Annotated in this window: 23 protein-coding genes and 2 tRNA genes; 15 read left to right on the top strand and 10 right to left on the bottom strand. The window is 54.1% G+C overall.

Translation table 11 applies throughout. From position 1 onward, the window contains the following. Positions 1-48: 48 nt before the first annotated feature. Positions 49-930, bottom strand: coding sequence for an esterase/lipase family protein (locus LAB08_RS12865; protein ID WP_096511846.1), 882 nt, complete (start codon positions 928-930; stop codon positions 49-51). Between the two features lie 240 nt (positions 931-1170). Then, the gene (locus LAB08_RS12870; protein ID WP_096511845.1) at positions 1171-2238 is read right to left on the bottom strand and encodes a 3-deoxy-7-phosphoheptulonate synthase; all 1068 of its coding nucleotides are present in this window, start codon (positions 2236-2238) and stop codon (positions 1171-1173) included. 620 nt (positions 2239-2858) lie between these two features. Here LAB08_RS12870 and LAB08_RS12875 point away from each other — a divergent pair. The 8 genes from LAB08_RS12875 (at position 2859) to LAB08_RS12910 (ending at position 8799) form a co-directional block, all read left to right on the top strand. Further along, positions 2859-3302: a GNAT family N-acetyltransferase gene (locus LAB08_RS12875; protein ID WP_096511843.1), complete on the top strand. Its 444-nt coding sequence runs from the start codon at positions 2859-2861 to the stop codon at positions 3300-3302. A 127-nt stretch (positions 3303-3429) separates the two neighbouring features. Beyond that, positions 3430-4071 carry a response regulator transcription factor GacA gene (gene gacA / locus LAB08_RS12880; RefSeq protein ID WP_008015884.1) on the top strand — a complete coding sequence of 214 codons (642 nt, stop codon included), beginning with the start codon at positions 3430-3432 and terminating at the stop codon, positions 4069-4071. 2 nt (positions 4072-4073) lie between these two features. After that, on the top strand, positions 4074-5897 hold the full coding sequence (gene uvrC, locus LAB08_RS12885; protein WP_096511842.1) for an excinuclease ABC subunit UvrC: 1824 nt from the start codon (positions 4074-4076) through the stop codon (positions 5895-5897). Positions 5898-5929: 32 nt separating this feature from the next. Beyond that, positions 5930-6490, top strand: a complete 561-nt coding sequence (pgsA, locus tag LAB08_RS12890; protein ID WP_096511841.1) for a CDP-diacylglycerol--glycerol-3-phosphate 3-phosphatidyltransferase — start codon at positions 5930-5932, stop codon at positions 6488-6490. 63 nt (positions 6491-6553) lie between these two features. Next, a tRNA-Gly gene (locus LAB08_RS12895) sits at positions 6554-6629 on the top strand. Between the two features lie 46 nt (positions 6630-6675). Continuing rightward, positions 6676-6749, top strand: a tRNA-Cys gene (locus LAB08_RS12900). A gap of 481 nt (positions 6750-7230) precedes the next feature. Continuing rightward, positions 7231-8223 carry a hypothetical protein gene (locus tag LAB08_RS12905; RefSeq protein ID WP_157755711.1) on the top strand — a complete coding sequence of 331 codons (993 nt, stop codon included), beginning with the start codon at positions 7231-7233 and terminating at the stop codon, positions 8221-8223. Positions 8224-8229: 6 nt separating this feature from the next. Next, the gene (locus tag LAB08_RS12910; RefSeq protein WP_157755710.1) at positions 8230-8799 is read left to right on the top strand and encodes a hypothetical protein; all 570 of its coding nucleotides are present in this window, start codon (positions 8230-8232) and stop codon (positions 8797-8799) included. Positions 8800-8834: 35 nt separating this feature from the next. On the opposite strand, the gene LAB08_RS12915 is transcribed toward LAB08_RS12910, so the two are convergent. The 7 genes from LAB08_RS12915 to LAB08_RS12945 form a co-directional block, all read right to left on the bottom strand. Then, on the bottom strand, positions 8835-9899 hold the full coding sequence (locus tag LAB08_RS12915; RefSeq protein ID WP_096511838.1) for a tyrosine-type recombinase/integrase: 1065 nt from the start codon (positions 9897-9899) through the stop codon (positions 8835-8837). 3 nt (positions 9900-9902) lie between these two features. Continuing rightward, entirely contained in the window at positions 9903-10139 is a 237-nt protein-coding gene (locus tag LAB08_RS12920; RefSeq protein WP_096515418.1) for a DUF4224 domain-containing protein, read from the bottom strand. 35 nt (positions 10140-10174) lie between these two features. After that, complete coding sequence (locus LAB08_RS12925; RefSeq protein WP_096511837.1) at positions 10175-11098, bottom strand: DNA cytosine methyltransferase; 924 nt, start codon at positions 11096-11098, stop codon at positions 10175-10177. Then, complete coding sequence (locus LAB08_RS12930) at positions 11095-11514, bottom strand: hypothetical protein (protein ID WP_096511836.1); 420 nt, start codon at positions 11512-11514, stop codon at positions 11095-11097. The genes LAB08_RS12925 and LAB08_RS12930 overlap by 4 nt, the downstream gene beginning before the upstream one ends. Before the next feature lie 51 nt (positions 11515-11565). Further along, the gene (locus LAB08_RS12935) at positions 11566-11892 is read right to left on the bottom strand and encodes a pyocin activator PrtN family protein (protein WP_096511835.1); all 327 of its coding nucleotides are present in this window, start codon (positions 11890-11892) and stop codon (positions 11566-11568) included. Between the two features lie 158 nt (positions 11893-12050). Then, positions 12051-12335 (bottom strand): phage antirepressor KilAC domain-containing protein, encoded by a 285-nt coding sequence (locus LAB08_RS12940; protein ID WP_096511833.1) that lies wholly within the window; start codon positions 12333-12335, stop codon positions 12051-12053. Positions 12336-12345: 10 nt separating this feature from the next. Beyond that, positions 12346-12936: a hypothetical protein gene (locus LAB08_RS12945; protein WP_096511832.1), complete on the bottom strand. Its 591-nt coding sequence runs from the start codon at positions 12934-12936 to the stop codon at positions 12346-12348. A 359-nt stretch (positions 12937-13295) separates the two neighbouring features. Between LAB08_RS12945 and LAB08_RS12950 the strand changes: the two genes are divergently transcribed. Next, positions 13296-14645 carry an AAA family ATPase gene (locus tag LAB08_RS12950; protein WP_157755709.1) on the top strand — a complete coding sequence of 450 codons (1350 nt, stop codon included), beginning with the start codon at positions 13296-13298 and terminating at the stop codon, positions 14643-14645. Between the two features lie 3 nt (positions 14646-14648). Beyond that, positions 14649-15362, top strand: a complete 714-nt coding sequence (locus tag LAB08_RS12955; RefSeq protein ID WP_096511830.1) for an HNH endonuclease — start codon at positions 14649-14651, stop codon at positions 15360-15362. Between the two features lie 29 nt (positions 15363-15391). On the opposite strand, the gene LAB08_RS12960 is transcribed toward LAB08_RS12955, so the two are convergent. After that, positions 15392-16120, bottom strand: a complete 729-nt coding sequence (locus LAB08_RS12960) for a LexA family protein (RefSeq protein ID WP_096511829.1) — start codon at positions 16118-16120, stop codon at positions 15392-15394. A gap of 79 nt (positions 16121-16199) precedes the next feature. Between LAB08_RS12960 and LAB08_RS12965 the strand changes: the two genes are divergently transcribed. The 5 genes from LAB08_RS12965 (at position 16200) to LAB08_RS12985 (ending at position 20094) form a co-directional block, all read left to right on the top strand. Continuing rightward, positions 16200-16460 carry a hypothetical protein gene (locus tag LAB08_RS12965; RefSeq protein ID WP_096511828.1) on the top strand — a complete coding sequence of 87 codons (261 nt, stop codon included), beginning with the start codon at positions 16200-16202 and terminating at the stop codon, positions 16458-16460. A gap of 331 nt (positions 16461-16791) precedes the next feature. Beyond that, entirely contained in the window at positions 16792-17310 is a 519-nt protein-coding gene (locus LAB08_RS12970; protein WP_172901606.1) for a phage regulatory CII family protein, read from the top strand. Then, on the top strand, positions 17303-17530 hold the full coding sequence (locus LAB08_RS12975) for a TraR/DksA family transcriptional regulator (protein ID WP_096515416.1): 228 nt from the start codon (positions 17303-17305) through the stop codon (positions 17528-17530). The genes LAB08_RS12970 and LAB08_RS12975 overlap by 8 nt, the downstream gene beginning before the upstream one ends. Then, positions 17520-19736, top strand: a complete 2217-nt coding sequence (locus LAB08_RS12980) for a VapE domain-containing protein (RefSeq protein WP_096511826.1) — start codon at positions 17520-17522, stop codon at positions 19734-19736. The genes LAB08_RS12975 and LAB08_RS12980 overlap by 11 nt, the downstream gene beginning before the upstream one ends. Further along, on the top strand, positions 19729-20094 hold the full coding sequence (locus LAB08_RS12985; RefSeq protein ID WP_096511825.1) for a PA0613 family protein: 366 nt from the start codon (positions 19729-19731) through the stop codon (positions 20092-20094). Before LAB08_RS12980 ends, LAB08_RS12985 begins: the two co-directional genes overlap by 8 nt. The last annotated feature ends 282 nt before the right edge of the window (positions 20095-20376 follow it).

Consider the following 20376-nt stretch of genomic DNA (forward strand, 5'->3'; position numbering starts at 1 on the left):
ATGTCCATCGCGAGCAAGCCCGGCGCCTGCAAATGCCCCGTATCACCCTCAAAGACCGGCTTTTTTCAGGCGTTCGGCGTGTAGCACATACAGGTCGATCGGATCGACGGAGTGTGCCGCTGGAACACCCATCTGGCGCAGGGTGTCCAGATGATCGAAGGGATAGTCGGAACGGATGACGGTCCCCAGATGGGAACTGAAGCGGCCGACCATGCCGTCGTTCTGCTCGGCCTCATTGACGAAATATCGGGACAGTGTGCGCAAGCAGTTGTGCAGCGGATGGATGGCTTTGAGCCCGCTCTGGAAGATGCTGCCCTGCAAGGTGCCGCTCCAGGAGTAGTAGCGGACGCCGTTTTCCAGCTCGCAACCCTGGCCGCCTCTGGTTTTCGGTAGCCCCTGGGGGTATTTGCCATTGAATGCACCCACACCTTCGGTGGTCAGGGCATTCAGCGCGGCAATGGCGTTCTGTGGCAACGGACGGTGGCCGCCGAGTAATGCCAGAAATTCGGCGAACAGCGACGCAACCGTCTCGGCGATGTGTTCCGGCAGGTGTCCGGGGATGAGCGCCTTGCGCAGGAAGTCCGCCAGCTCCGAGCCATGATTCGGCCCGCTGACGGACGTCACCGAGGCCACCGACTCGGGCGCCACTGCTCCTGCGTAACGAGCCGCCAGTGCCCCTTGGCTGTGTCCGATCAGATTGACCTTGCTCGCGCCCGTACCTTGCAAAACCCGTTTAATCTGCGCCAGCAGTTGGTCGCCCCGTACTTCGTTGCTGTGGGTGGCGGACAGGTGCGGCACAAAGACTCGTGCTCCGGCGTTTCTCAGGGCCTGTTTAACGTCATGGAAAAGTTCGAAGGTGCCGATCCGGTCAAATCCGAAAAGCCCATGAACCAGCAGGATGGGATAGTGAGTGTCTGCATTCCTTTGCATGTTTTTGTCCTTTTTTCAGCGATCAGGGAGGAGCCTTGCGTCTCACTCTAAAGCACGGGGCCGCTGGCGGGATGTATGAAAAGGACGCGGTTATCTGGCGAAAACGGAATAGGGCAACGCTGAAAACGCGGGTGTACGCATACCCTGTGGGAGCGAGCTTGCTCGCGATGTTCGCCAACGATAACGCGCTCAATCTGAATGATTGCGTTGTCCAGACGTTTTTCGCGAGCAAGCTCGCTTCTACAGTGTGCGAAGCCGTTTTGCCGCCTCGCGCAATAGATCTTCCGTCCCGCTCCAGCCCAGGCAACCATCAGTAATCGACACCCCATACTTCAATGCAGAGCCCAACGGCTGGCAGCCCTCGAACAAATGACTTTCGATCATCATGCCGATCAATGAGCGGTCGCTCTGCAGGCGTTGTTCAAGCACGTCATTGAACACCGCTGGCTGGCGCAGCGGATCTTTGCCGCTGTTGGCGTGGCTGCAGTCGACCATGATGCGCGCGGGAATCTTCAGGCGGGTCAAGTCGCTGTGTACCTTGGCCACACTGGTACGGTCGTAGTTGGGGCCGTGATGCCCGCCGCGCAATACCAGATGGGTGTCGGCATTACCGGGAGTCTGGATGATCGCCGGGTGTCCCTGGCTGTCCACACCGAAATGGCGATGCGGATGGGCGGCCGAGCGCATCGCGTCGCTGGCCACCGCGACACCGCCATCGGTGCCATTCTTGAATCCGACCGGCATGCAAAGGCCGCTGGCCATCTCCCTATGGATTTGCGACTCGGTGGTGCGGGCACCGATAGCCACCCAACTGAGCAGATCGTCGAAGTAACCGGCGGCCATGGGTTGCAGCAGTTCGGTCGCCACTGGCAAGCCGAGCAGGAGCATTTCGCGCATCAGCTCGCGCGACAGGGTCAGGCCACCTGCCATGTCATCGCTGCCATCCAGATGCGGATCGTAGGCCAGACCTTTCCAGCCAACCGTGGTGCGGGGTTTTTCGACGTAGGCGCGTATCACCAGCAGCATAGTGTCGCTGACTTCGGCGGCCAGGCGGGCCAGATTGCCGGCGTATTCGAGGGCAGATTTGGGGTCATGAATCGAGCAGGGACCGACGATGACCAGCAGGCGGGAATCTTCACCGTTGAGGATTGCGCGAACCGCCTGGCGGTGGCCGGCGACTTGTTGGCTCAAGGCGTTGGTAAGCGGCAATTGCTGTTTGAGTTGCAACGAGCTGGGCAGACGCAGGGTCAGTGCTTCATTGGCAGGGCTCAGGGTGGACAGCGGCAGAGCAGAAACGGACGAGTTCATAGTCAGGCTTCCTGGGCTGGCGGCGGGTTCGCTCCCGCGCGCTCGGCCCTACTGGGGTGTTCGACAATTGGCCAAATTGGCTGCGTGTGTGTGCTTGCCACCTGTGGGTGACCGATCGGAGGCGGCAGGCTGTCCCGAGCGGAGGGTGGTAAATCGCCAGGCGGTAAAACTGTCGTAACGGTAATAAGTGGCGTAGTTCATGTGCTTGATCCTCTGTATGTCTGGTGTGTTGCTAAAAATTGTTCAGGGCTGAAAAAACAAAACCCCCGGTCGGGAGGCCGACCGGGGGTTGAGAATTCTCTGGTGGCGACCCGTTCAAAGTGGGCGCCGTGTGGGTATCAGGCGCGCCAGTGGCTAAACCAATACCCAAAATAAAAGCTGACCGGAGCACAAGTGCCGTTCGCCGGGGCAGCCGTAACCGAGCGCAGGGCGCTGGCGGTACGAAGCTGTAAGAGGGCGTTGAACATGATGTGTCTCCGATGGATGCGCCGAGCTTACTAGAGCCCGGCACGAGGATTCAATCAGAATATGCTATCGGGCATTGATGGCGTTTTCTATGACTTGAGCGGCCCGGTGGTTGTGACACACTTCTTGCTCCTGCAAACAACAATCGAGGCGTAATGGAATTTGAATGGCGTGCGGCCACTGACCGCGACCTTGAATTTGCCCGCGAGCTGACCTGCCGCAACATGCTGCGCTATTACATCCAGCACAGTCTGCTGTGGCAGGACGAGGCGTTCGATGTCGCCTGGGCGGGGCGTGAGAACCGCTTGATTGTCTGTGGCGAGCGTCGGGTGGGGTATGTCAGTTTGAGTCGAGACGCCAGGGCGCTGTATATCCGCGAATTACAGGTGGCCGAGGCATTTCGTCGGCAGGGCGCCGGATCCTGGGCGATCGATCAGATTTTTGCCATGACTTGCCAGGAGCGGCGCCCGGCATTGCGATTGACGGTGTTTGAAAACAACCCGGCACGGGCGTTATATGAAAGAAAGGGATTGCAGGTAGTGGGGACGGACGCGTGTTTTCTGCGAATGCAACGCGACGCCGATGGCTCGCATCCCTGAAACACGCTTGCCACCGGGGTTTCAAAGTAAATCGAAACTTTTTATCTGACGCTTTCCGCTAGGTCTGCCAGAAGCTTTTTTGCTAAGGTGTCGGCAACTCAATAAGACCATATCGCGAGATGTCTGCTTGATTAGGGTGCTAGTGGTCGATGACCATGATCTCGTTCGTACAGGCATTACACGAATGTTGGCTGACATTGATGGCCTGCAGGTTGTCGGCCAGGCGGAATCGGGGGAAGAGTCCCTGCTCAAGGCGCGTGAGCTTAAACCCGATGTGGTCTTGATGGACGTCAAGATGCCGGGGATCGGCGGTCTTGAAGCCACTCGAAAACTGTTGCGCAGTCATCCTGATATCAAAGTCGTCGCGGTAACGGTGTGTGAGGAAGATCCGTTTCCGACTCGATTGTTGCAAGCCGGTGCAGCGGGATACCTGACCAAGGGTGCAGGTTTGCCGGAAATGGTCCAGGCCATCCGCCTGGTGTTCGCCGGGCAGCGCTACATCAGTCCGCAGATTGCCCAGCAACTGGCGATCAAGTCCTTCCAGCCGACCAATGACTCACCCTTCGACGCCTTGTCCGAGCGGGAAATCCAGATTGCGTTGATGATTGTCGGGTGCCAGAAGGTCCAGATCATTTCCGACAAACTGTGCCTGTCGCCAAAAACCGTGAACACCTACCGTTACCGAATTTTCGAAAAGCTTTCGATCAGCAGTGATGTCGAGTTGACGCTGCTGGCGGTTCGTCACGGCATGGTTGATGCCAGCCTCTGAAAATGACTGATTCCTTCGATCCAGGTGCCTTTCTCTCAACCGTCAGTGGGCGCCCCGGTGTGTATCGCATGTTCGACAGCGACGCACGCCTGCTGTACGTCGGCAAGGCCAAGAACCTCAAGAATCGCCTGTCGAGTTACTTCCGCAAAACCGGCCTGGCACCCAAGACTGCCGCGCTGGTGGCACGTATCGCGCAGGTCGAAACGACCATCACGGCCAACGAAACCGAAGCGCTGCTGCTTGAGCAGACGCTGATCAAGGAATGGCGTCCGCCGTACAACATCCTGTTGCGGGACGACAAATCCTACCCCTATGTGTTTCTTTCCGATGGCCAGTTCCCGCGCTTGAGCATTCATCGCGGTGCGAAAAAGGCCAAGGGCAAGTATTTCGGTCCTTATCCCAGCGCCGGTGCGATTCGCGAAAGCCTGAGCCTGCTGCAAAAGACGTTTTTCGTTCGCCAGTGCGAAGACAGCTATTACAAGAACCGTACACGACCTTGCCTTCAATACCAGATCAAGCGTTGCAAGGCACCTTGTGTCGGTCTTGTGGAGCCCGAGGTTTATGCCGAAGACGTGCGGCACTCGGTGATGTTCCTTGAAGGTCGCAGCAACGCGTTGACCGATGAGTTGTCGGCTGCCATGGAAGAGGCCGCGGTCAACCTGGAGTTCGAGCGTGCCGCCGAATTGCGCGATCAGATCTCGCTGCTGCGGCGGGTCCAGGACCAGCAGAGCATGGAAGGCGGGACAGGTGATGTCGATGTGATCGCAGCGTTCGTCAACCCGGGCGGTGCCTGCGTCCACTTGATCAGCGTACGAGGCGGGCGGGTGCTGGGAAGCAAGAACTTCTTCCCGCAGGTCGGTATCGAAGAGGACGTTTCCGAAGTCATGGCGGCGTTTCTTGGCCAGTACTTCATCAGCAGTCCTGAGCGCGACTTGCCCAGCGAACTGATCGTCAACGTGGTCCACGAAGATTTCCCGACCCTGATTGCCGCCATCGAAGAGCTGCGTGGTCGCGAATTGACCATCAGTCACCGGGTGCGCGGCACGCGAGCACGCTGGCAGCAACTGGCGGTGACCAATGCCGAGCAGGCACTGGGTGCGCGCCTGGCGAATCGACAGCACATCACGGCACGCTTCGATGCGCTGGCCGACGTGCTGAAACTCGACGAACCGCCACAGCGCCTCGAGTGCTACGACATCAGTCACTCCAGCGGCGAGGCAACCGTGGCGTCCTGTGTGGTGTTCGGCCCTGAAGGTCCGATCAAGTCCGACTACCGTCGCTACAACATCGAAGGCGTGACGGCCGGGGATGACTATGCAGCGATGCATCAGGCGCTGACCCGACGCTTCAGCAAGTTGAAGGACGGGGAGGGCAAGCTACCGGATATCCTGCTGGTGGATGGCGGCAAGGGGCAGCTGTCCATGGCCCGCGACGTGCTCAATGAACTGGCGGTGCCGGATCTGATCCTCCTTGGCGTGGCCAAGGGGGCGACACGCAAGGCAGGTTTCGAAACCCTGTACCTCAATGACGCTGCCCATGAATTCACCTTGCGCGGTGATTCCCCCGCGTTGCATTTGATCCAGCAGATTCGTGACGAAGCTCACCGCTTCGCCATTACCGGGCACCGCGCCCGCCGCGGCAAAACCCGTCGAACGTCTACGCTTGAAGGCATTGCCGGTGTCGGGCCGACACGTCGGCGCGATTTGTTGAAACATTTTGGTGGATTGCAGGAGCTGTCTCGTGCCAGCATCGAAGAGATCGCCAAAGCACCCGGGATCAGTAAAAAGCTCGCAGAGTTGATTTATGCAAATCTGCACAGCGAGTAGAATGCCACCTCACCTCGTAGCCAGTTGTGCCGATGAATATCCCTAATCTGATTACCGTTCTACGCGTCCTGCTCATACCGATCTTCATTTTACTGTTCTATCTGCCTTACCAATGGAGCTACCTGGCGTCAGCCTCGGTCTTCGCATTTGCCGCTGCCACGGACTGGCTGGACGGGTATCTGGCCCGCCGTCTGGAGCAAAGCACACCGTTCGGGGCTTTTCTCGATCCGGTTGCCGACAAATTGATGGTTGCCGTTGCACTGGTGCTGCTGGTGCAGGAACACGGGAACCTGTGGCTCACTCTGCCGGCTGCCGTCATCATCGGTCGCGAGATCGTGGTCTCCGCGCTGCGTGAATGGATGGCCGAACTCGGTGCCCGTGCCCATGTAGCCGTGTCGAACCTGGGCAAATGGAAAACCGCCGCGCAGATGCTGGCGCTGGTGATACTGCTGGCCAATCCGTCGGATTTCAGCTTCTGGGTGTTGTTGGGTTATGCCTTGCTGATGGTGTCCGCAGGCCTGACGTTGTGGTCCATGGTCCAATACTTGCGGGCTGCCTGGCCGCATCTGAAGACCGACGTTGAAAAGAAATAAAACTTTTTTGAATCAAAGGGTTGACGGGGCTTCTGGAATCTATAGAATGCGCCACACCAAGACGCGGGAATAGCTCAGTTGGTAGAGCACGACCTTGCCAAGGTCGGGGTCGCGAGTTCGAGTCTCGTTTCCCGCTCCAAGTTTGCACACGTTTGATGTCGCGCTACTGACAGCAAATGTTTTGAGGCCGAGTAGCAAAATGGTTATGCAGCGGATTGCAAATCCGCCTACGCCGGTTCGATTCCGACCTCGGCCTCCACTATTAAAAACCCGTAGATCAATGATCTACGGGTTTTTTTTTGCCTGAAAGAAAGCTATGTGTTCCGCAATTTTTTTGATGTGTTCCGCAACTGTCACGGGAATGAGCCTCCTGACAGGCGAGCCATGCTTGCCTAGCGCATTCGGAAACGCTCTTGGGTGTTGGGTTGCTGATCATGGTAAACGATGCCATTATCGGGCCACCGTCGGATGGATTCGAGGACTTAATGAAAGGACGACTAAGTAGGAAAAAAGGATTAAAAGATGAAGTCTTTTATTCAAGATCCGGTAATTCTCCTGAGGGTTTACTGACTTTTAATAAAGCAGTAAACCCTGTCAAAGATATCTTTATTAAAAGTCGGGCTAATGCCGTTCTTGCGAAGTTTTTTGGCAAGCCTCTGCTTGACGAATACTATAAGTAGAATGCGAAATTTCGCGTGATGCGAGATGCTGTGTACCTAAATTGTTAGATGAGATTGAGTATGTCTAGAAGGGTTGCAACATTTTTTGATATGAAGTTGTACGCTCGTGGCCGTTCTAGAGCGGAGGGTAACACAGCTGATTTTCCGGCTCAGCCAAAGTCCATGCGTGAAATCAAGCAGATTGTTGAAGACCTTAGAGCGGGTGGCGATAATTTTTTAAGCAAGGGGCAGAGTGATAAGGCTGATAAGTATTATATAGCTCACACCGATACCGTTGATGGGTATTGGGTGTTGCTTATTAATCGTTGTGATCCTAGTGCGCCGGATTCGGTATATAGCAATCCTGAATCAAAGGAGCGAACTGTCAATGAAAAATTGCCAGGGCAAGGTTCTGAGTTTTCAGCGCATTTGATCCTGAATCTGGATCCTGTATTGGGCGAAGGATACTATTTTTGTATTATTGAAGCCTCGTATGGTGCGGGGTTAGGTAGTAGTGCTATTACGAGCTACTTTGCACATGTGATTAGGCATTGCAAAAAGCAGAAGCCACTGCTATTCAAGATACCGAATATCGACGGATCGAGCGATAAGAAAGGGCAAGCGCAACTGGTGCATCTTAACCACGAAGTTGAGTTGCATGGTCATATTTCGGAATCCTTTAAAACTGATTTGCAGAGTGGCGCGTTGGGTGGTATCGAGCTTATAAGCTATAAGAGTGTCGGTGGGAAATGGGATGACGCTGGATTCGTAAAAGAGAAACATCGCGTAATCAAGCTGGAGCTTGAAAAGGATTTGATAGGGGACGCAATTAAAACTGTAACAGATGTACTTCGGAATGCTAAAAGCGATGGTATGTCTGAAATGCGAGTCAGTTTTAAGGACGGTTCGGGCTCTCCTAATAGTGCGTTACTTTCTGTGGATACCGGTCAACTTGCTACAGATGGACGTTATCTAAAACGGTATTACATTTCATCTGCTAATAATGTTAGCTCTGCGAGTATCGAAAATGTTAATCATGCTATAGTAAGGGAAGTACTGAAAAGCTTGGAGTGACATGAAATGTTGAATCAAATGTTGCAGCCTCTTTCTTATCTGGCGATACGGCATCCGCAAAAGTGGAAGGTTGATTGGCTTTTTCCAATTGTAATTGCTTTTGTATGTACTCTCTGCTCAGTAGGGGAGGGAGGAAATTCAGATATCTACAGGTCTTCTGGGCCTGTCAGTATGCTGCTTGGTTTTTTTTCAAGCCTTCCGGGTTTTTACATAGCGGCTCTGGCAGCAATAGCAACCTTCGGTCGTAATGATATTGATAACGTCTTACCTGAGCCTACTCCTACGGTTAAATTAATGACCAGAGGGGAAAACGTTTTGGTAAAGCTCACCAGGCGTAGGTTTTTAGCTATGCTTTTCGCCTTCTTGACTTGCGAAAGCATAGCGTTGGTATTGTATTCCGTTTTGTTTCTCTCTTACGGGAGTGTGATTGCAGAATTCTCGCTTTGGGGTGGGGTCGCAAGCAAGATTTTGATATTGGGAATGACGTTTGTTTACTACGTGTTGTTAATGCAGATGCTGGCGGCAACCTTTTGGGGACTTTACTATTTGGGGTTTAAACTTCACGAGCCTCAATGATTTATATTGCTTAAAACGGCATACGATCCGCCTAATTATTTTGTAGGACTCACTATTTCCCCAACTCGACGATAAACTTTCTTGGTCATTTCCTCTGTCGAGTGTCCAAGCAATCGGCTGGCGTGGTCGAGCTCGATCTCGCTTGCGGCCTTTGGTCGGATGTCTCTGAACTGAAACTGTCGAATACTGACGGCAAGAGTTGCATCTCCCCTCCCGACAGCTTTGCTCGCGGCTTTTTCCCTAGCTTCATCCCATCGATTGCGGAGCATCTGCTGACTCATTCGCAGGCCGGAAGCGTTAGTGATAAGGGTGGAGGTCTTTATTCCGTTGACAGATTTTCGTTCAAGAAGGCGATTTATAAAGGTGCTCAAGTCGGATTCCGTGCCTTCATCTTCCAGACGAATACGTAAGCGCTTTTCAGTTTTACCCTGACCGACCATCAAAAATCCGTTGTTCAGATCCGTAGCAGATGTTTTGAGTACATCCGCTGGACGCTGACCAGTCAGGTAGGCCAGGTCCATGGCGTCTTTTAGTTCCTGCACTGCCTCGGCGTAAACGGCGTTCCACACGGCTTCGCCGGCGTAATAGTCCCTGGGCTTCTCTTTATTACGTCGTACACCGAAGCAAGGGTTTGCCTTCTCGGTGAGACCCCATTCGCGTGCGATGGTGAACATGTGCGAGAGCAGGGCGATCTCGCGATTCGCCCTGACTTTCGCTGTACGGGTGTCCCGATACAAGGCCACCACTTTGGGGGTGATGGACTCGATCGGTGCATTCTCAAATGACTTTCTGAGCTGCTTCAGTTCCTTGAGATTGTCCTTCTGAGTTCGAGGCTTTTTCCCTGGGATGATTTTCTCTTCATACCGGTCGAACAGCGAACCCATCAGGTGAGTGGGTTTCGGCGGGGCTTTATGTTCCAGCCTGGCCCACTCGATTTTTGCCTCATCGATGTCGCTGCCGAGCGGAATTTCCTTTCGGTTGCCTTCGGCGTCCCTGCCGTTGTAGTAATACCCCACCCACACTTCGCCATTCTTGCGTGTTCGAACTCTGCGGATCATGCGCGGTGGGAGGTCGCGGTTTGCTGCATTCTTATGGCGCATTGATCAACTCACGCTTGCAAGGTCGAGTGTCCATGTTTCGGCGACGGCATTGGATGCTGTGGGCTTAACCCCGGCTAGCTTCAAGCGGGCATAGACGCGGCCAACGATCGGGCGGCGGGCGCCCGTCAGCACAAATTGCCAATGGTTTTCCTTCAGCCATTGAATTTGACGAGAGGGCATTTGGTAGCCCGTGATGGTGGCCAACTCGTCATCGGTGAGCGTTTCGCTGTGCAGTTCCAGGGTATTCCCCCATGCCCTGCGAGAGGGTAGCTCTGTCATGCGGCCTCCTTGAGCGCTTGAATAATTCTCTTCCCTGCAAGTGGGGGCACGGCGTTGCCGGCCATATGCACGGTTAAGCGGTGGTTGTTTGGACGGAGAGTGCTGCTCGGAAAAGTCTGCGCAGCCAGTACTTCGTCTGCAGTGAGCATCCGCATCCTATTCCCATCGACGACTGCCCATCGGTCGCGGGTCGTTATTGTGCCTACCGGGCGGTCCAGGCTCCGGCCGGTCAAGCCAGATCCAGAACCGTAGTAGGGCATTAGGAATCGATCGCCAAATTTTCTGCGGCCGTTGGCAACTCGGTTGATTGTTGATGCGGCTCTACCAGGCTTTTCAATGGACGACCAGTTTCCTGAGTCGAAGTCGATAAACGAGCGTGCCGGAACATGCTCGTACCGTGGAAGCTGAAGGTGTAACGGCGCTTTGCTTTTGGTGGCGATCATGAACAATCTGACGCGGTGCTGAGGAACGCCAAGGTCTGCGCAGTCGACAATATGAGGTGCCAATTGGTAGCCCAAGGCTTTCATCGCTTGAGCCCAAGCGGGGTAAAGCGTCCAGTTCATAAACTCTGGTACGTTCTCGATTACCCAGGCATCCTGTTTACGGCTTTCAGCGCAGTCCACAACAGCCCACGCGGTCGATCGCGAATCGTCGTGTTCTGGGTTGTCCGCTCCTTTTCCCCGCGCACGTGTGTGGCCTTGGCAGCAGGGCGCGGCCAGGCCTAGGTCGTGACGAGGCATATCGGCCCAGCGTGCCTGTCGTAAGTCTTGGCATGCGTGTGTGGCATGAGGATGGTTAGCGCTATGCCAGCGAACCGCTTCAGGCCAATGATTAGCTGCATAGACGACCTTAACACCTGCATCCGTGGCGCCTTGCGTCAAACCGCCAAGGCCAGAGAACAAATCAATGGCCTCGATCATGCTGCCGCCCCCTGCTTTGCTGGTTCCAGCAGGGCGGCCATCATGAGTGCTTGTTCACGAAGTGCAACGGAGTCACGTTCAAGCTTTTTGCCGGTACGGAATGCTGCAAACATTTCTGCCGCGATCCTGAGTTTTTCGGCGATGGCCAGCAGCGTTTGGCGCTCTGTTTCCCCCAGTTTCGAGACGGCCAGTGCGCGCTCATAGCTCCGGTACAGTCGACCGTATTTTTCGCGAGCATGGCCAAGGGAGAGCTTCAGGCTCTGGATAGTCTCCAGATCTTCGGATTGTTGAGTGGCCTTACCCTCATCGATGCCTTCGACGCGACCGTCTATGAGGCCTCCGCGATACCCCGCCCAATAGGTCAGGCCGACGAGCAAGATGAGGACGAACAGTGCGCAGATCTGAATTGCAGTCATGTGGTGTGCTCCTGGTTGTTGCGGTTGGCCGGTGGTGGCGGCCGTTTGGGGTTATTGGTTTTGCTGGGTTGAATCGGTCTGTTTCTTAGCTTGCTCCTCGTCCGCCGAGTAGGCCCTGATGTCGATCCATGACGCCAGGTGGCGAATGTGGACGTACTTGAAGGACTTCCGGCTGTCTTTGAGCGTGGTCACCGGTAGCGGGATGCGGCCGTTGTCCAGGTCGGATGCGAACGTCTGCTCATTGAGGTTGCGGAAGTACTGCAGGCGAAGTTTTTCCAGAGGGATAAGCACGTCGCCGAAGGTGCGGTAGAGCAATTCAACGGTTACGGTTTCTGGTGCCGGCATCAGCCGGAGCGGATTTTGATTGGTGTGACTCATGGGCTTGTGCGGCCTCCTTGCGATTAAACCGTGACGGGTGATTCCAGGCGTTCAGGCAGTGGCACTTGGTCAGCTCCCGCAGATGCTCGGGTACTTCGAGGAGCGCGGTGTTGCGCTCCTCACGTGTACGCATGGCGATGATCTGGCGGGCGTATTCCCTAGGCCACGTCACGGACATCTACCGGGATGGCTGGTGGTTCCAGGCCCAGTTGTTTGGCCAGCCAGCGAATGCCAGGCTGTTTGACCCGGGTTGATTGGCTGTACTGCATGCCGAGCTGGTCGTGGTACCAGTGACCATCTTTGACCCGTAGATAGTCGCGGTCACGGGTGGGGTAGGCCGGCAGGTTCCGTTCGTTCAGCAGACCCTTTTCGCGCATCAGGCTGATGAGCTTGGGCCGAGTCAGGCCAAGTTGGCTTGCGGCTTGAGCGAGTGTGCGTTCCATGGCATCCCCCTTACGCAGCGTGTGCGGCAGGTGTCGCCGCAGCAGCCAGATGGTTGATGGACTCGACGACCTTGCCGTATATCTCGGAATCGGTGCCGCACACGGTGAAGCATTTGGTGCGTGGGCTCTTTACGCCGATGCTCAATATGGTGGTGACGCCGGGCCGGGTATGCGTGCGGTGGATCGCGACGTGAAGAGGGAGATCGAAACCCATGTCCAGACCCAGGGTGCCGCCGGTGATAATCAGCTCGAATAAGCGTTGCTTGTCCTGGAGATCTAGCCTTCCGTATTTGCGCTTGGCGTGGGGCAAATACAGCAGATCAGCGGAGTTGCTTGTGTCGAAAGGGCCGTTGGCGATCTCCTCTATGAAATCGGCCAGCTTGAGATGCATTTTCTTTTCGTTGTGCAAGGTCAGCGTGTGGCGTTCGCTGCCCAGCTCGACGACGAATATAGTCTCCGTTGTGCCGCGTTCAACCTTGAGGCGAAAGGCCAGGGCCTCGCGCTTGGGTGCGGACCGCAATACGTGGCTAAAAGTCTCGGTCAGGTTGACCTGCGCGTTGAGCAACAGCAGGGTGCGGTTGTCGAGTTGGAATTTGCTCATGCTGCGTGACCTCCGCCGTTCGGATCGAATGGACTAGGTGCAGTATTGGCTTTCGGCTTCGGTTTGGTGGTGGCAAACGAGCAGCCGCATTCGCGCGCCAGGCGACGAATTTCGAAGATACGGCAGGGGTTAGCTGCGGTTGGGTGGACGTGTAGGGTGGCTGTGGTGTGCATGGTTTTGCCTCGCTCTGTGGTGGAAGAGTGAAGCAAATATCAACTGATGGTTGATTAAAGTCAATTGCTTATGATTGACCACCAGCGTATGCGCCAAAAGATTGAGAAAGGATGGTGATGGCTATTTGCGATCTACATCCCATCTGGTTACCCTGCTCGTTTAATTTTAGGCAGGGAGGGCTCGCGGTGATTGAAGGATGCTTGTTCAATGGGGTTCAACTTAAGTTTCATGATAATGAAAATCTAACCGATAATATTTATACAACGATTGTAGGTCGCAACGGTTCTGGTAAAAGTCGACTGCTGCGTAGTTTGATAAACGCGTTGACACCTCCCGGTTTATTTGAAGAAACTGCAACTGTTGAGCCGATAAAAGTTTCTTCATCGTTTGAAGGAAAGGTGCCAAGAAAGGTAATAGCAGTCTCGACTAGTCCTTTTGATAAGTTTCCCTTTGAACGCATGACTATAGCGCGGGAGATGAACTTAAGGGCGGGATATTGCTATCTCGGTTTGAAAGGGATAATGAATGATAATCTTGGCTTGGGATATCTGAGCCAAATTATAGGTGCTCTGATGCGGGCGATGCGTACGGATCCCTCAAACGCCCTTTCTGTAGTACGTACTTTGAGTTATCTCGGATACGATCAAAAAATCCAAGCCGAGTTTCATCTCGTTTCTAAGCTTAGTGGGTTGAAGAAAATAATAAATTCTCCGGAGCCAGTTGCTCAGTTGGAGGAGTATATAAAAAATATAATAAACTATAAGATTAGAAGAGCGGTAAGTAATAAAAAAACACGACATGCTGTGTTGGAAAAAATTCTGCTATGTATGCAGCAATATGACTCAAAGCACGAAAAGGCAACGATTTCTGTCGAGTTGAGTTCTGAAGGCGTGATAGATGCAAATAATAGAGAGCCTCTAGATGAATATTTTCATTATCTACATGCTATGGGATTGTTGCGGTTAAGGGATGTGACGTTAGAGAAGAATAATAAAAAAATCAAAATAAAAGACGCTAGCTCGGGTGAGCAATGTGTTGTAATGACAATGCTAGGGATCGCAAGTCAAATTGAGGATGGCTCCCTTATCTGTATTGATGAGCCTGAGGTTTGTTTGCATCCTGAGTGGCAGGAGCGCTACATTGAACTACTAATGTCTATGTTTAGTCGTTTCAAGCGTTGTCATTTTGTTATTGCTACTCATTCGCCGCAAATTGTCGCTAAGTTGGGTAATGAAAACTGTTTTGTATTGGACCTCGAAAACAATGTTTTGTCTGCTGCCGAGTTGATGAATAAAAGATCCGCTGACTTTCAGTTAGCAAACGTTTTTCATACGCCCGGATTCAAAAATGAGTACCTTTCCCGAGAGGTCCTCAGTGCGTTGAGCACTCTAGGTTCTGGACTCCCCTTGAGTGATGAGCGTGTTGAGATATTGAATCGACTCATTTCGCTTAAGGTGAAATTGGAACGTGATGACCCCGTGTTGCGGCTGATTTCGCTATTGGAAAGTGCACTGTTACGAGTGAAAGGTGATTGAGCGATGGTAGCCAATCTAAAGCTTGTTCCAGTAGTTTATACCGTCGAGCAGCAAATTCTTGTTGATAAGTTCAACGCGCTCCCGTTCAAATCTAAAACAGGTGATTTTTGGAAAAATACTCATAAGGGCGAATATGCTGATGTAAAAGAGGCAATAAAAGAACACTATTTGAAATCTCAAAACTATACCTGTCCGTATTGCAAGCAGTATATAGTTGTTGGGCACTTGGGTGTTTGGGATGCGGAGCATATAATTGCTAAGGATGAAAATCCTCAGTTTATGTTTGAGCCTAAAAATTTGTGCGTTAGTTGCAAGGATTGCAATGGAAGTAAGTCTAATAAGGAGGTTCTTGTTAAGCCCTCAAGAACTCGTAGAAAATTTCCGGAAGATCCAGATGACTATAAATTTTGCCATCCGCATTTTCATGACTATGCGGAGCATATTCGCATAATTGAGGTCGCAGGTTTTTATATGCCTTTAACTGAAAAAGGTATTGCGTTAATTGAAATCTGTGGATTGCTGAGATTTGTGCTCAAGTGTGGGGGGTACAATATGGTTGATAATAGTGTTGGTAATGTTGTAGTTCAACTTGGAAACAAGTTGATGGAGGCGCAGACGCCTGCGGAACAAGTATACCTTATGACCCTTATAGGGTCCGTAGTAGAAAAAGGTTTGGAGTCTGCTGCTCTAGCTGGTCTTGATGCAATGATGGCGTAAGTATGTAAACTTGAAAGCTGCAGATTCGATTATTCGGGAATAAAAGATCCAACAACCTTGCCACAGATATGTGTCTCTTCCGTGATATCAATGATTGGATATTGCGGATTGATTGGCCTCAGAAACTGCCTGCCTGCATCTTCTACGAGAATCTTGAACGTAGCTTCGTTAGTGCGAGGAACCCTGGCGATCACTCGATCACCGGTTTTCGTTTCAGCCTCAGGGTCGACAAAAATAATGCATCCGGTTGGGTAGCTTCGGCCTGGTCCAGGATTCGTCATCGAATCGCCCAAAACCTTCAAAGCATATCCCTGATTGCTAATAGGAACGGGGCACGAAAGCCATGAGTCAGGATCGTAGGCTTCGAAATTTGAGATCGCCTCACACCAAGCGCCAGCCTGCACCCAAGAGATTAACGGCACCTTCCCAAAACGGTGGTTAACTTCAGTAACGTTGCTTTCATCTCCCGCCGCTAGTCGACGATTACGCTCGACAGTGAGCTCTTTCGGCAACACCCCATACTCTAGCCATTCTCGCCGTACCTTCAGCCAAGAACAAAGCGCAACCATGCTATCCGCTTCAGCTATTGCTTCCCCGTTTAGCCATTTGCTTATGGCTTGCGTGGTTTTATTAACTCCTAAGTTTTTCAACTGACGATGGATGTCAACCCCGCGACCTCGGCTACGTACGCCAGCATCGTTGAGTGCTTCATGTAGGCGCTCGCTGAAAGCTGCGCGGAGTGCATTTTTATCAACCATGAGTTGAGAGTCTCATAAAGGTTGCGCAATAGTCAGTTGATCTATAACATCAACTGAAAGTTGATAAATGGAGGTTGCCATGCTGGACCCCGCAGATTTTCCGAATGCCATCGCATTCGCTTTTGAAGCCGTAGGCGGCATTGGGGCCGCCGCAAAAATTTGCGACCGGAGCTATCAAGCGCTTAACAAGTGGCGTCAAGCCGCATGCTTACCGCGAACCGATTACACAGGTGAAACCCAATACGCTGCGCTTTTGGCGACAGCAGCAAAGCAGAAGGGCAATGTGTTTGAAGCAGATTGGCTGCTACATGCATCCGCATCTCATAGAGCTGCAGCATAGCTAGAAAAAAGGCGACCCTAAGGCCGCCCAGTTCCTCCCGACACGCACCACCACAGCGCTGTCGGGTCGCAGTAAAGGTAGGCGGGCACACCACATGCTAACCACCTCCCTTTACTGCGCTTTCCAAGGCACGGATGCCTTGGTGTTGCTGCCTTTTCCACCACAGATTGGGCAGCTGTTGCGCCAGGGGTGAACAACGGATTGTTCGCCTCGGCACGGTGCCGGTGTTGGTCTTGCGGACCTCGCCGGCGTTTGGGCCCTTTCAAGCCACGCGGCAAATGTAACACCACTGCATGTCGCGAGGCACTGGCAACCTGTAAGGATTAATGCCATGAGCCGAATTGCTCTGAGTTCTGTAGAACGGGCGCAGCGGGAAGTCCTGCCGCTCGATCTCGCGCTTTACCATGCTGCTCGGGACTACCCCGGCGGCGCCGCTGCAATTGCCGCCACCACCGGCAGAAACGCCACCACGCTGCAGCACAAACTCTCTCCAACACATCCCAGCCACACGGTGAACATTCAGGAGTTCGGCGAGATCCTGGAACTGACCAAGGATCGCCGCATTCTGGATGCGGTGCATGCCCTGGTTGGTGACACGACCTGGCAGGAACTGGCCGAGGCGTACACCAATGACATGCCCGAGACGTTGACCACTGGTATCGCTGAGTATTTTCGGCAGGTGGCTGACCTGGCCGATACCTGGGCCAAAAGCATCGGCGACGGAGTGGTCTCCGACGAGGAGTTAGCCGCCATTCGCCTTCAGGTGTTTCGCGGAATTCAGGGGCTACTGGGGATGTTCAACCGCGCCACGTACGTTAACCAGACGACGCGGGGTGCTGACCGTGGCTGATATTGCTGATTTCGCTAACGATCTGGTGCAGGAGCGGATCGATCAGGCGCTTGCGGCTCGTAATGCCGCCAAGTCTGCATCGGTGATTCATTCGTTTTTGTTCTGCGAAGGATGTGACGACCCGATCCCTGAAGGTCGCCGAGTCGCATCACCAGGTTGCACGCAGTGTGTACAGTGCCAATCAATTGAAGAACAGCGGGAGGCTCGCCATGCTCGATGAGGTGTTGGGTCAATTCGCAGACTACGGCCTGGAGCCTGAGCAGCCACTGATTTTCGGCAAACTGACTCGCTGCAAAACGGCGCAGGACAAAGGTAAAGAAAAGAACGGCTGGTATGTAGTCCACGAACATCACACGGAGAAAGATGAGACGCTGATTTTCGGCAGCTTCGGCGATTGGCGTTCGGGTGAGACACAGAAGATCAAGGTCAAGGCCGGTCGGATGTCGCCCGAAGAGCGTGAGGTGATGCGTGCAAGGCAGGAGGAGGCGAAGCGCCGGGCTGCCGATATCGCTGCAAATGCAGCGCGACGTGCCGCGAATCGGGCAGCCGGGCTGTTTAAACGCATGCCGGTGAAGGGCCGCAGCGACTATCTGGATCGAAAGCAGATCGTTGGTTTCGGCGTTCGTTACGCACCGCGCTCTGGCGCGTTTTTAGTGCCTATGTGCAACGTGCGGGATCAGATCGTTGGCCTACAGGTGGTGTTTCCCAGCAAGCAAGAAGACACCGGCCGGGACAAGTCCTACTGGCCTTACGGGATGTCGAAAGAGGGTGCCTTTCACCTGATTGGGCCCCACCCGGAACCGGGTGAGCCGGTGCTGGTATGTGAGGGTTACGCCACAGGCGCCAGCTTGCATATGGCGACCTCGCTGACGGTAGCAATCGCCTTCGATGCGGGCAATTTGTTGGTGGTGTGCAAGGCCATGCGCGAGCGTTTCCCCGGCTGCCCGCTGATTGTTTGTCGGGATGATGACTGGAAAACCAAGCGGCCGAATGGTGAGCCGTGGAACCCTGGCGAAGAAAAGGCGAACAATGCCGCGCTGATCGTCGGTGGCCAGGTGGTTGCGCCGATCTTTTCCGGCGAGCGTGAAGACAAGTGGACCGACTTCAACGACCTGCATGTCGCCGAGGGTTTGGAGGCGGTACGTCGCCAGGTGTTGGCGGTGGTCAAACCACCGGCTGCGGGCGGCTGGAAGGACATGCTGGCCCGCAGTGAAAGCGGTGCCTTGATCGCGCATATGCAGAATGTCGAATTGATCCTTGGCAATGACGAACGCTGGGCTGGGGTGATCGGCTACAGCGTGTTCAGTTCGAAGATCATCAAGCTGCGTGCAGCGCCTTACGGTGGCGGTGCAGGTGACTGGGCCGACATCGATGATATGCGGGTGATGAAGTGGCTCGCGCAGCAATACAACTTGCGGGTCAAGGCGTCCCATGTAATCGAAGCGGTCAGTGTGGTTGCGCATGACCATGCCTTTCACCCAGTGCGTGAGTATTTGGGAAAGCTTGTGTGGGATCGCGTCCCTCGGTTGGAAAGCTGGTTGACCGACGTGCTCGGCGTTGAGGCCAGCGAGTACTCGGCCAAGGTCGGTAAGCGCTGGCTGATCTCGGCCGTGGCGAGGGTGATGCGCCCGGGCTGCAAGGCTGACTCGGTTTTGATTCTCGAAGGCGGACAGGGTGAGGGTAAGTCCACCTCGATGGGGATTCTCGGTGGTGAGTGGTTTATGGACACGCCGTTTGCCCTGGGCGACAAGGACAGCTTTCAGGCGATTCGTGGCAAGTGGATTGTCGAGCTGGGGGAGCTGGACAGCTTCAACAAGGCTGAGAGCACCAAGGCCAAGCAGTTCTTTTCGGCGTCCATCGATACCTACCGCGAGAGCTACGGCCGCCGAACGAACGACGTGCCACGCCAGTGTGTTTTCGTGGGGACCACCAACCAAGAGGAATACCTCAAGGACGCCACGGGTAACCGGCGTTACTGGCCGGTGTTCTGCAACAAGGTGGACCTCGATGCCCTGCGCGAGATCCGTGACCAGCTATGGGCCGAAACGGTGTTTTGTTATGAGGCTGGTGATATCTGGTGGGTGACCAAGGATGAATCGTGGATGTTTGCCGAGGCGCAGGATGAGCGCTTTGTGGTGGACGAATGGCAAGGGCCAATTCTGCAATGGTTGGAGGAGTCGCAGATTGGCGAAACCACGACCGGCAACGACATTCTGAGCCAGGCCCTCAAACTGGATTTCGGTCATTGGGGGAGGCCGGAGCAGATGCGCGTTGGGGCAATCATGCATCGACTTGGTTGGCGTAAAAAACGCCTAACTGCTTTACCCAAAAGCGGTGTGCGGCAATGGGCTTATCAGAAGCCTGCCACTTGGAGGCGTTGTACTACGTTGCAGCAGGCACCGATTGAGGAGCCTTGCTTTGATTAAGCGTATTGATGAAATGCTCAAGCTCTGGGCGCAGGACCTTCATTCGCCGATGCCCGAAGGTTATGGTGGGGCAAGCGGGGGGAACATGATTGCCATGCTGATGGAGTGCAAGGGGGAGCTGATCCGGGGGACACGGGGCAGTAGGGTGCTGTTGGATGAGTCTGCGGATATTGAGCTGATCGTCAACAAGCACTTGCCGCCGCAGTTGTCGGTGGTGGTGTGGGAGCACTACTGCAATCACGAAAGCTTTCTTTCGCAGAAGTACACCCACTGCGGCTGTAGCCGCGATACCTACTACCAGAGGCTGCACGAAGCGCATTTGCAGATCGCTGGCCTGTTGATGGGAAAGGCTGCATGACGCCTGGCCTTCGTTCGTTTGCCGCTGTCCTACTGTCCGGCCTTGTCCTACCGTCGTTTACGGCAGTAGGACAGGCGCGAGCCGCGTCGTTGCCGGGCTGTCCTACTGTCCGACCTTCACCCACGTCATGCACACATGTGCGTAGCAAACACGTATTCGCGCCCATGGCGCGCACGCGTGCTTTTAGCTTTTTCTCTATACACGAGAGAAAAGTAAAAAAGGTAGGACAGTAGGGCAGGGTCGCGAATTTCAAGGGCTGCAACTGTCCTACTTTGATTCAGA

This window comes from Pseudomonas izuensis, assembly GCF_002356535.2.
GTDB lineage: Bacteria > Pseudomonadota > Gammaproteobacteria > Pseudomonadales > Pseudomonadaceae > Aquipseudomonas > Aquipseudomonas izuensis.

Excerpts from the sequence above, each read along its gene's own strand:
- LAB08_RS12865 (WP_096511846.1), bottom strand. The coding sequence starts at position 930 with ATGCAAAGGAATGCAGACACTCACTATCCCATCCTGCTGGTTCATGGG.
- LAB08_RS12870 (WP_096511845.1), bottom strand. The coding sequence starts at position 2,238 with ATGAACTCGTCCGTTTCTGCTCTGCCGCTGTCCACCCTGAGCCCTGCC.
- LAB08_RS12875 (WP_096511843.1), top strand. The coding sequence starts at position 2,859 with ATGGAATTTGAATGGCGTGCGGCCACTGACCGCGACCTTGAATTTGCC.
- uvrC (WP_096511842.1), top strand. The coding sequence starts at position 4,074 with ATGACTGATTCCTTCGATCCAGGTGCCTTTCTCTCAACCGTCAGTGGG.
- pgsA (WP_096511841.1), top strand. The coding sequence starts at position 5,930 with ATGAATATCCCTAATCTGATTACCGTTCTACGCGTCCTGCTCATACCG.
- LAB08_RS12905 (WP_157755711.1), top strand. The coding sequence starts at position 7,231 with ATGTCTAGAAGGGTTGCAACATTTTTTGATATGAAGTTGTACGCTCGT.
- LAB08_RS12910 (WP_157755710.1), top strand. The coding sequence starts at position 8,230 with ATGTTGAATCAAATGTTGCAGCCTCTTTCTTATCTGGCGATACGGCAT.
- LAB08_RS12915 (WP_096511838.1), bottom strand. The coding sequence starts at position 9,899 with ATGCGCCATAAGAATGCAGCAAACCGCGACCTCCCACCGCGCATGATC.
- LAB08_RS12925 (WP_096511837.1), bottom strand. The coding sequence starts at position 11,098 with ATGATCGAGGCCATTGATTTGTTCTCTGGCCTTGGCGGTTTGACGCAA.
- LAB08_RS12930 (WP_096511836.1), bottom strand. The coding sequence starts at position 11,514 with ATGACTGCAATTCAGATCTGCGCACTGTTCGTCCTCATCTTGCTCGTC.
- LAB08_RS12935 (WP_096511835.1), bottom strand. The coding sequence starts at position 11,892 with ATGAGTCACACCAATCAAAATCCGCTCCGGCTGATGCCGGCACCAGAA.
- LAB08_RS12940 (WP_096511833.1), bottom strand. The coding sequence starts at position 12,335 with ATGGAACGCACACTCGCTCAAGCCGCAAGCCAACTTGGCCTGACTCGG.
- LAB08_RS12945 (WP_096511832.1), bottom strand. The coding sequence starts at position 12,936 with ATGAGCAAATTCCAACTCGACAACCGCACCCTGCTGTTGCTCAACGCG.
- LAB08_RS12955 (WP_096511830.1), top strand. The coding sequence starts at position 14,649 with ATGGTAGCCAATCTAAAGCTTGTTCCAGTAGTTTATACCGTCGAGCAG.
- LAB08_RS12960 (WP_096511829.1), bottom strand. The coding sequence starts at position 16,120 with ATGGTTGATAAAAATGCACTCCGCGCAGCTTTCAGCGAGCGCCTACAT.
- LAB08_RS12965 (WP_096511828.1), top strand. The coding sequence starts at position 16,200 with ATGCTGGACCCCGCAGATTTTCCGAATGCCATCGCATTCGCTTTTGAA.
- LAB08_RS12970 (WP_172901606.1), top strand. The coding sequence starts at position 16,792 with ATGAGCCGAATTGCTCTGAGTTCTGTAGAACGGGCGCAGCGGGAAGTC.
- LAB08_RS12980 (WP_096511826.1), top strand. The coding sequence starts at position 17,520 with ATGCTCGATGAGGTGTTGGGTCAATTCGCAGACTACGGCCTGGAGCCT.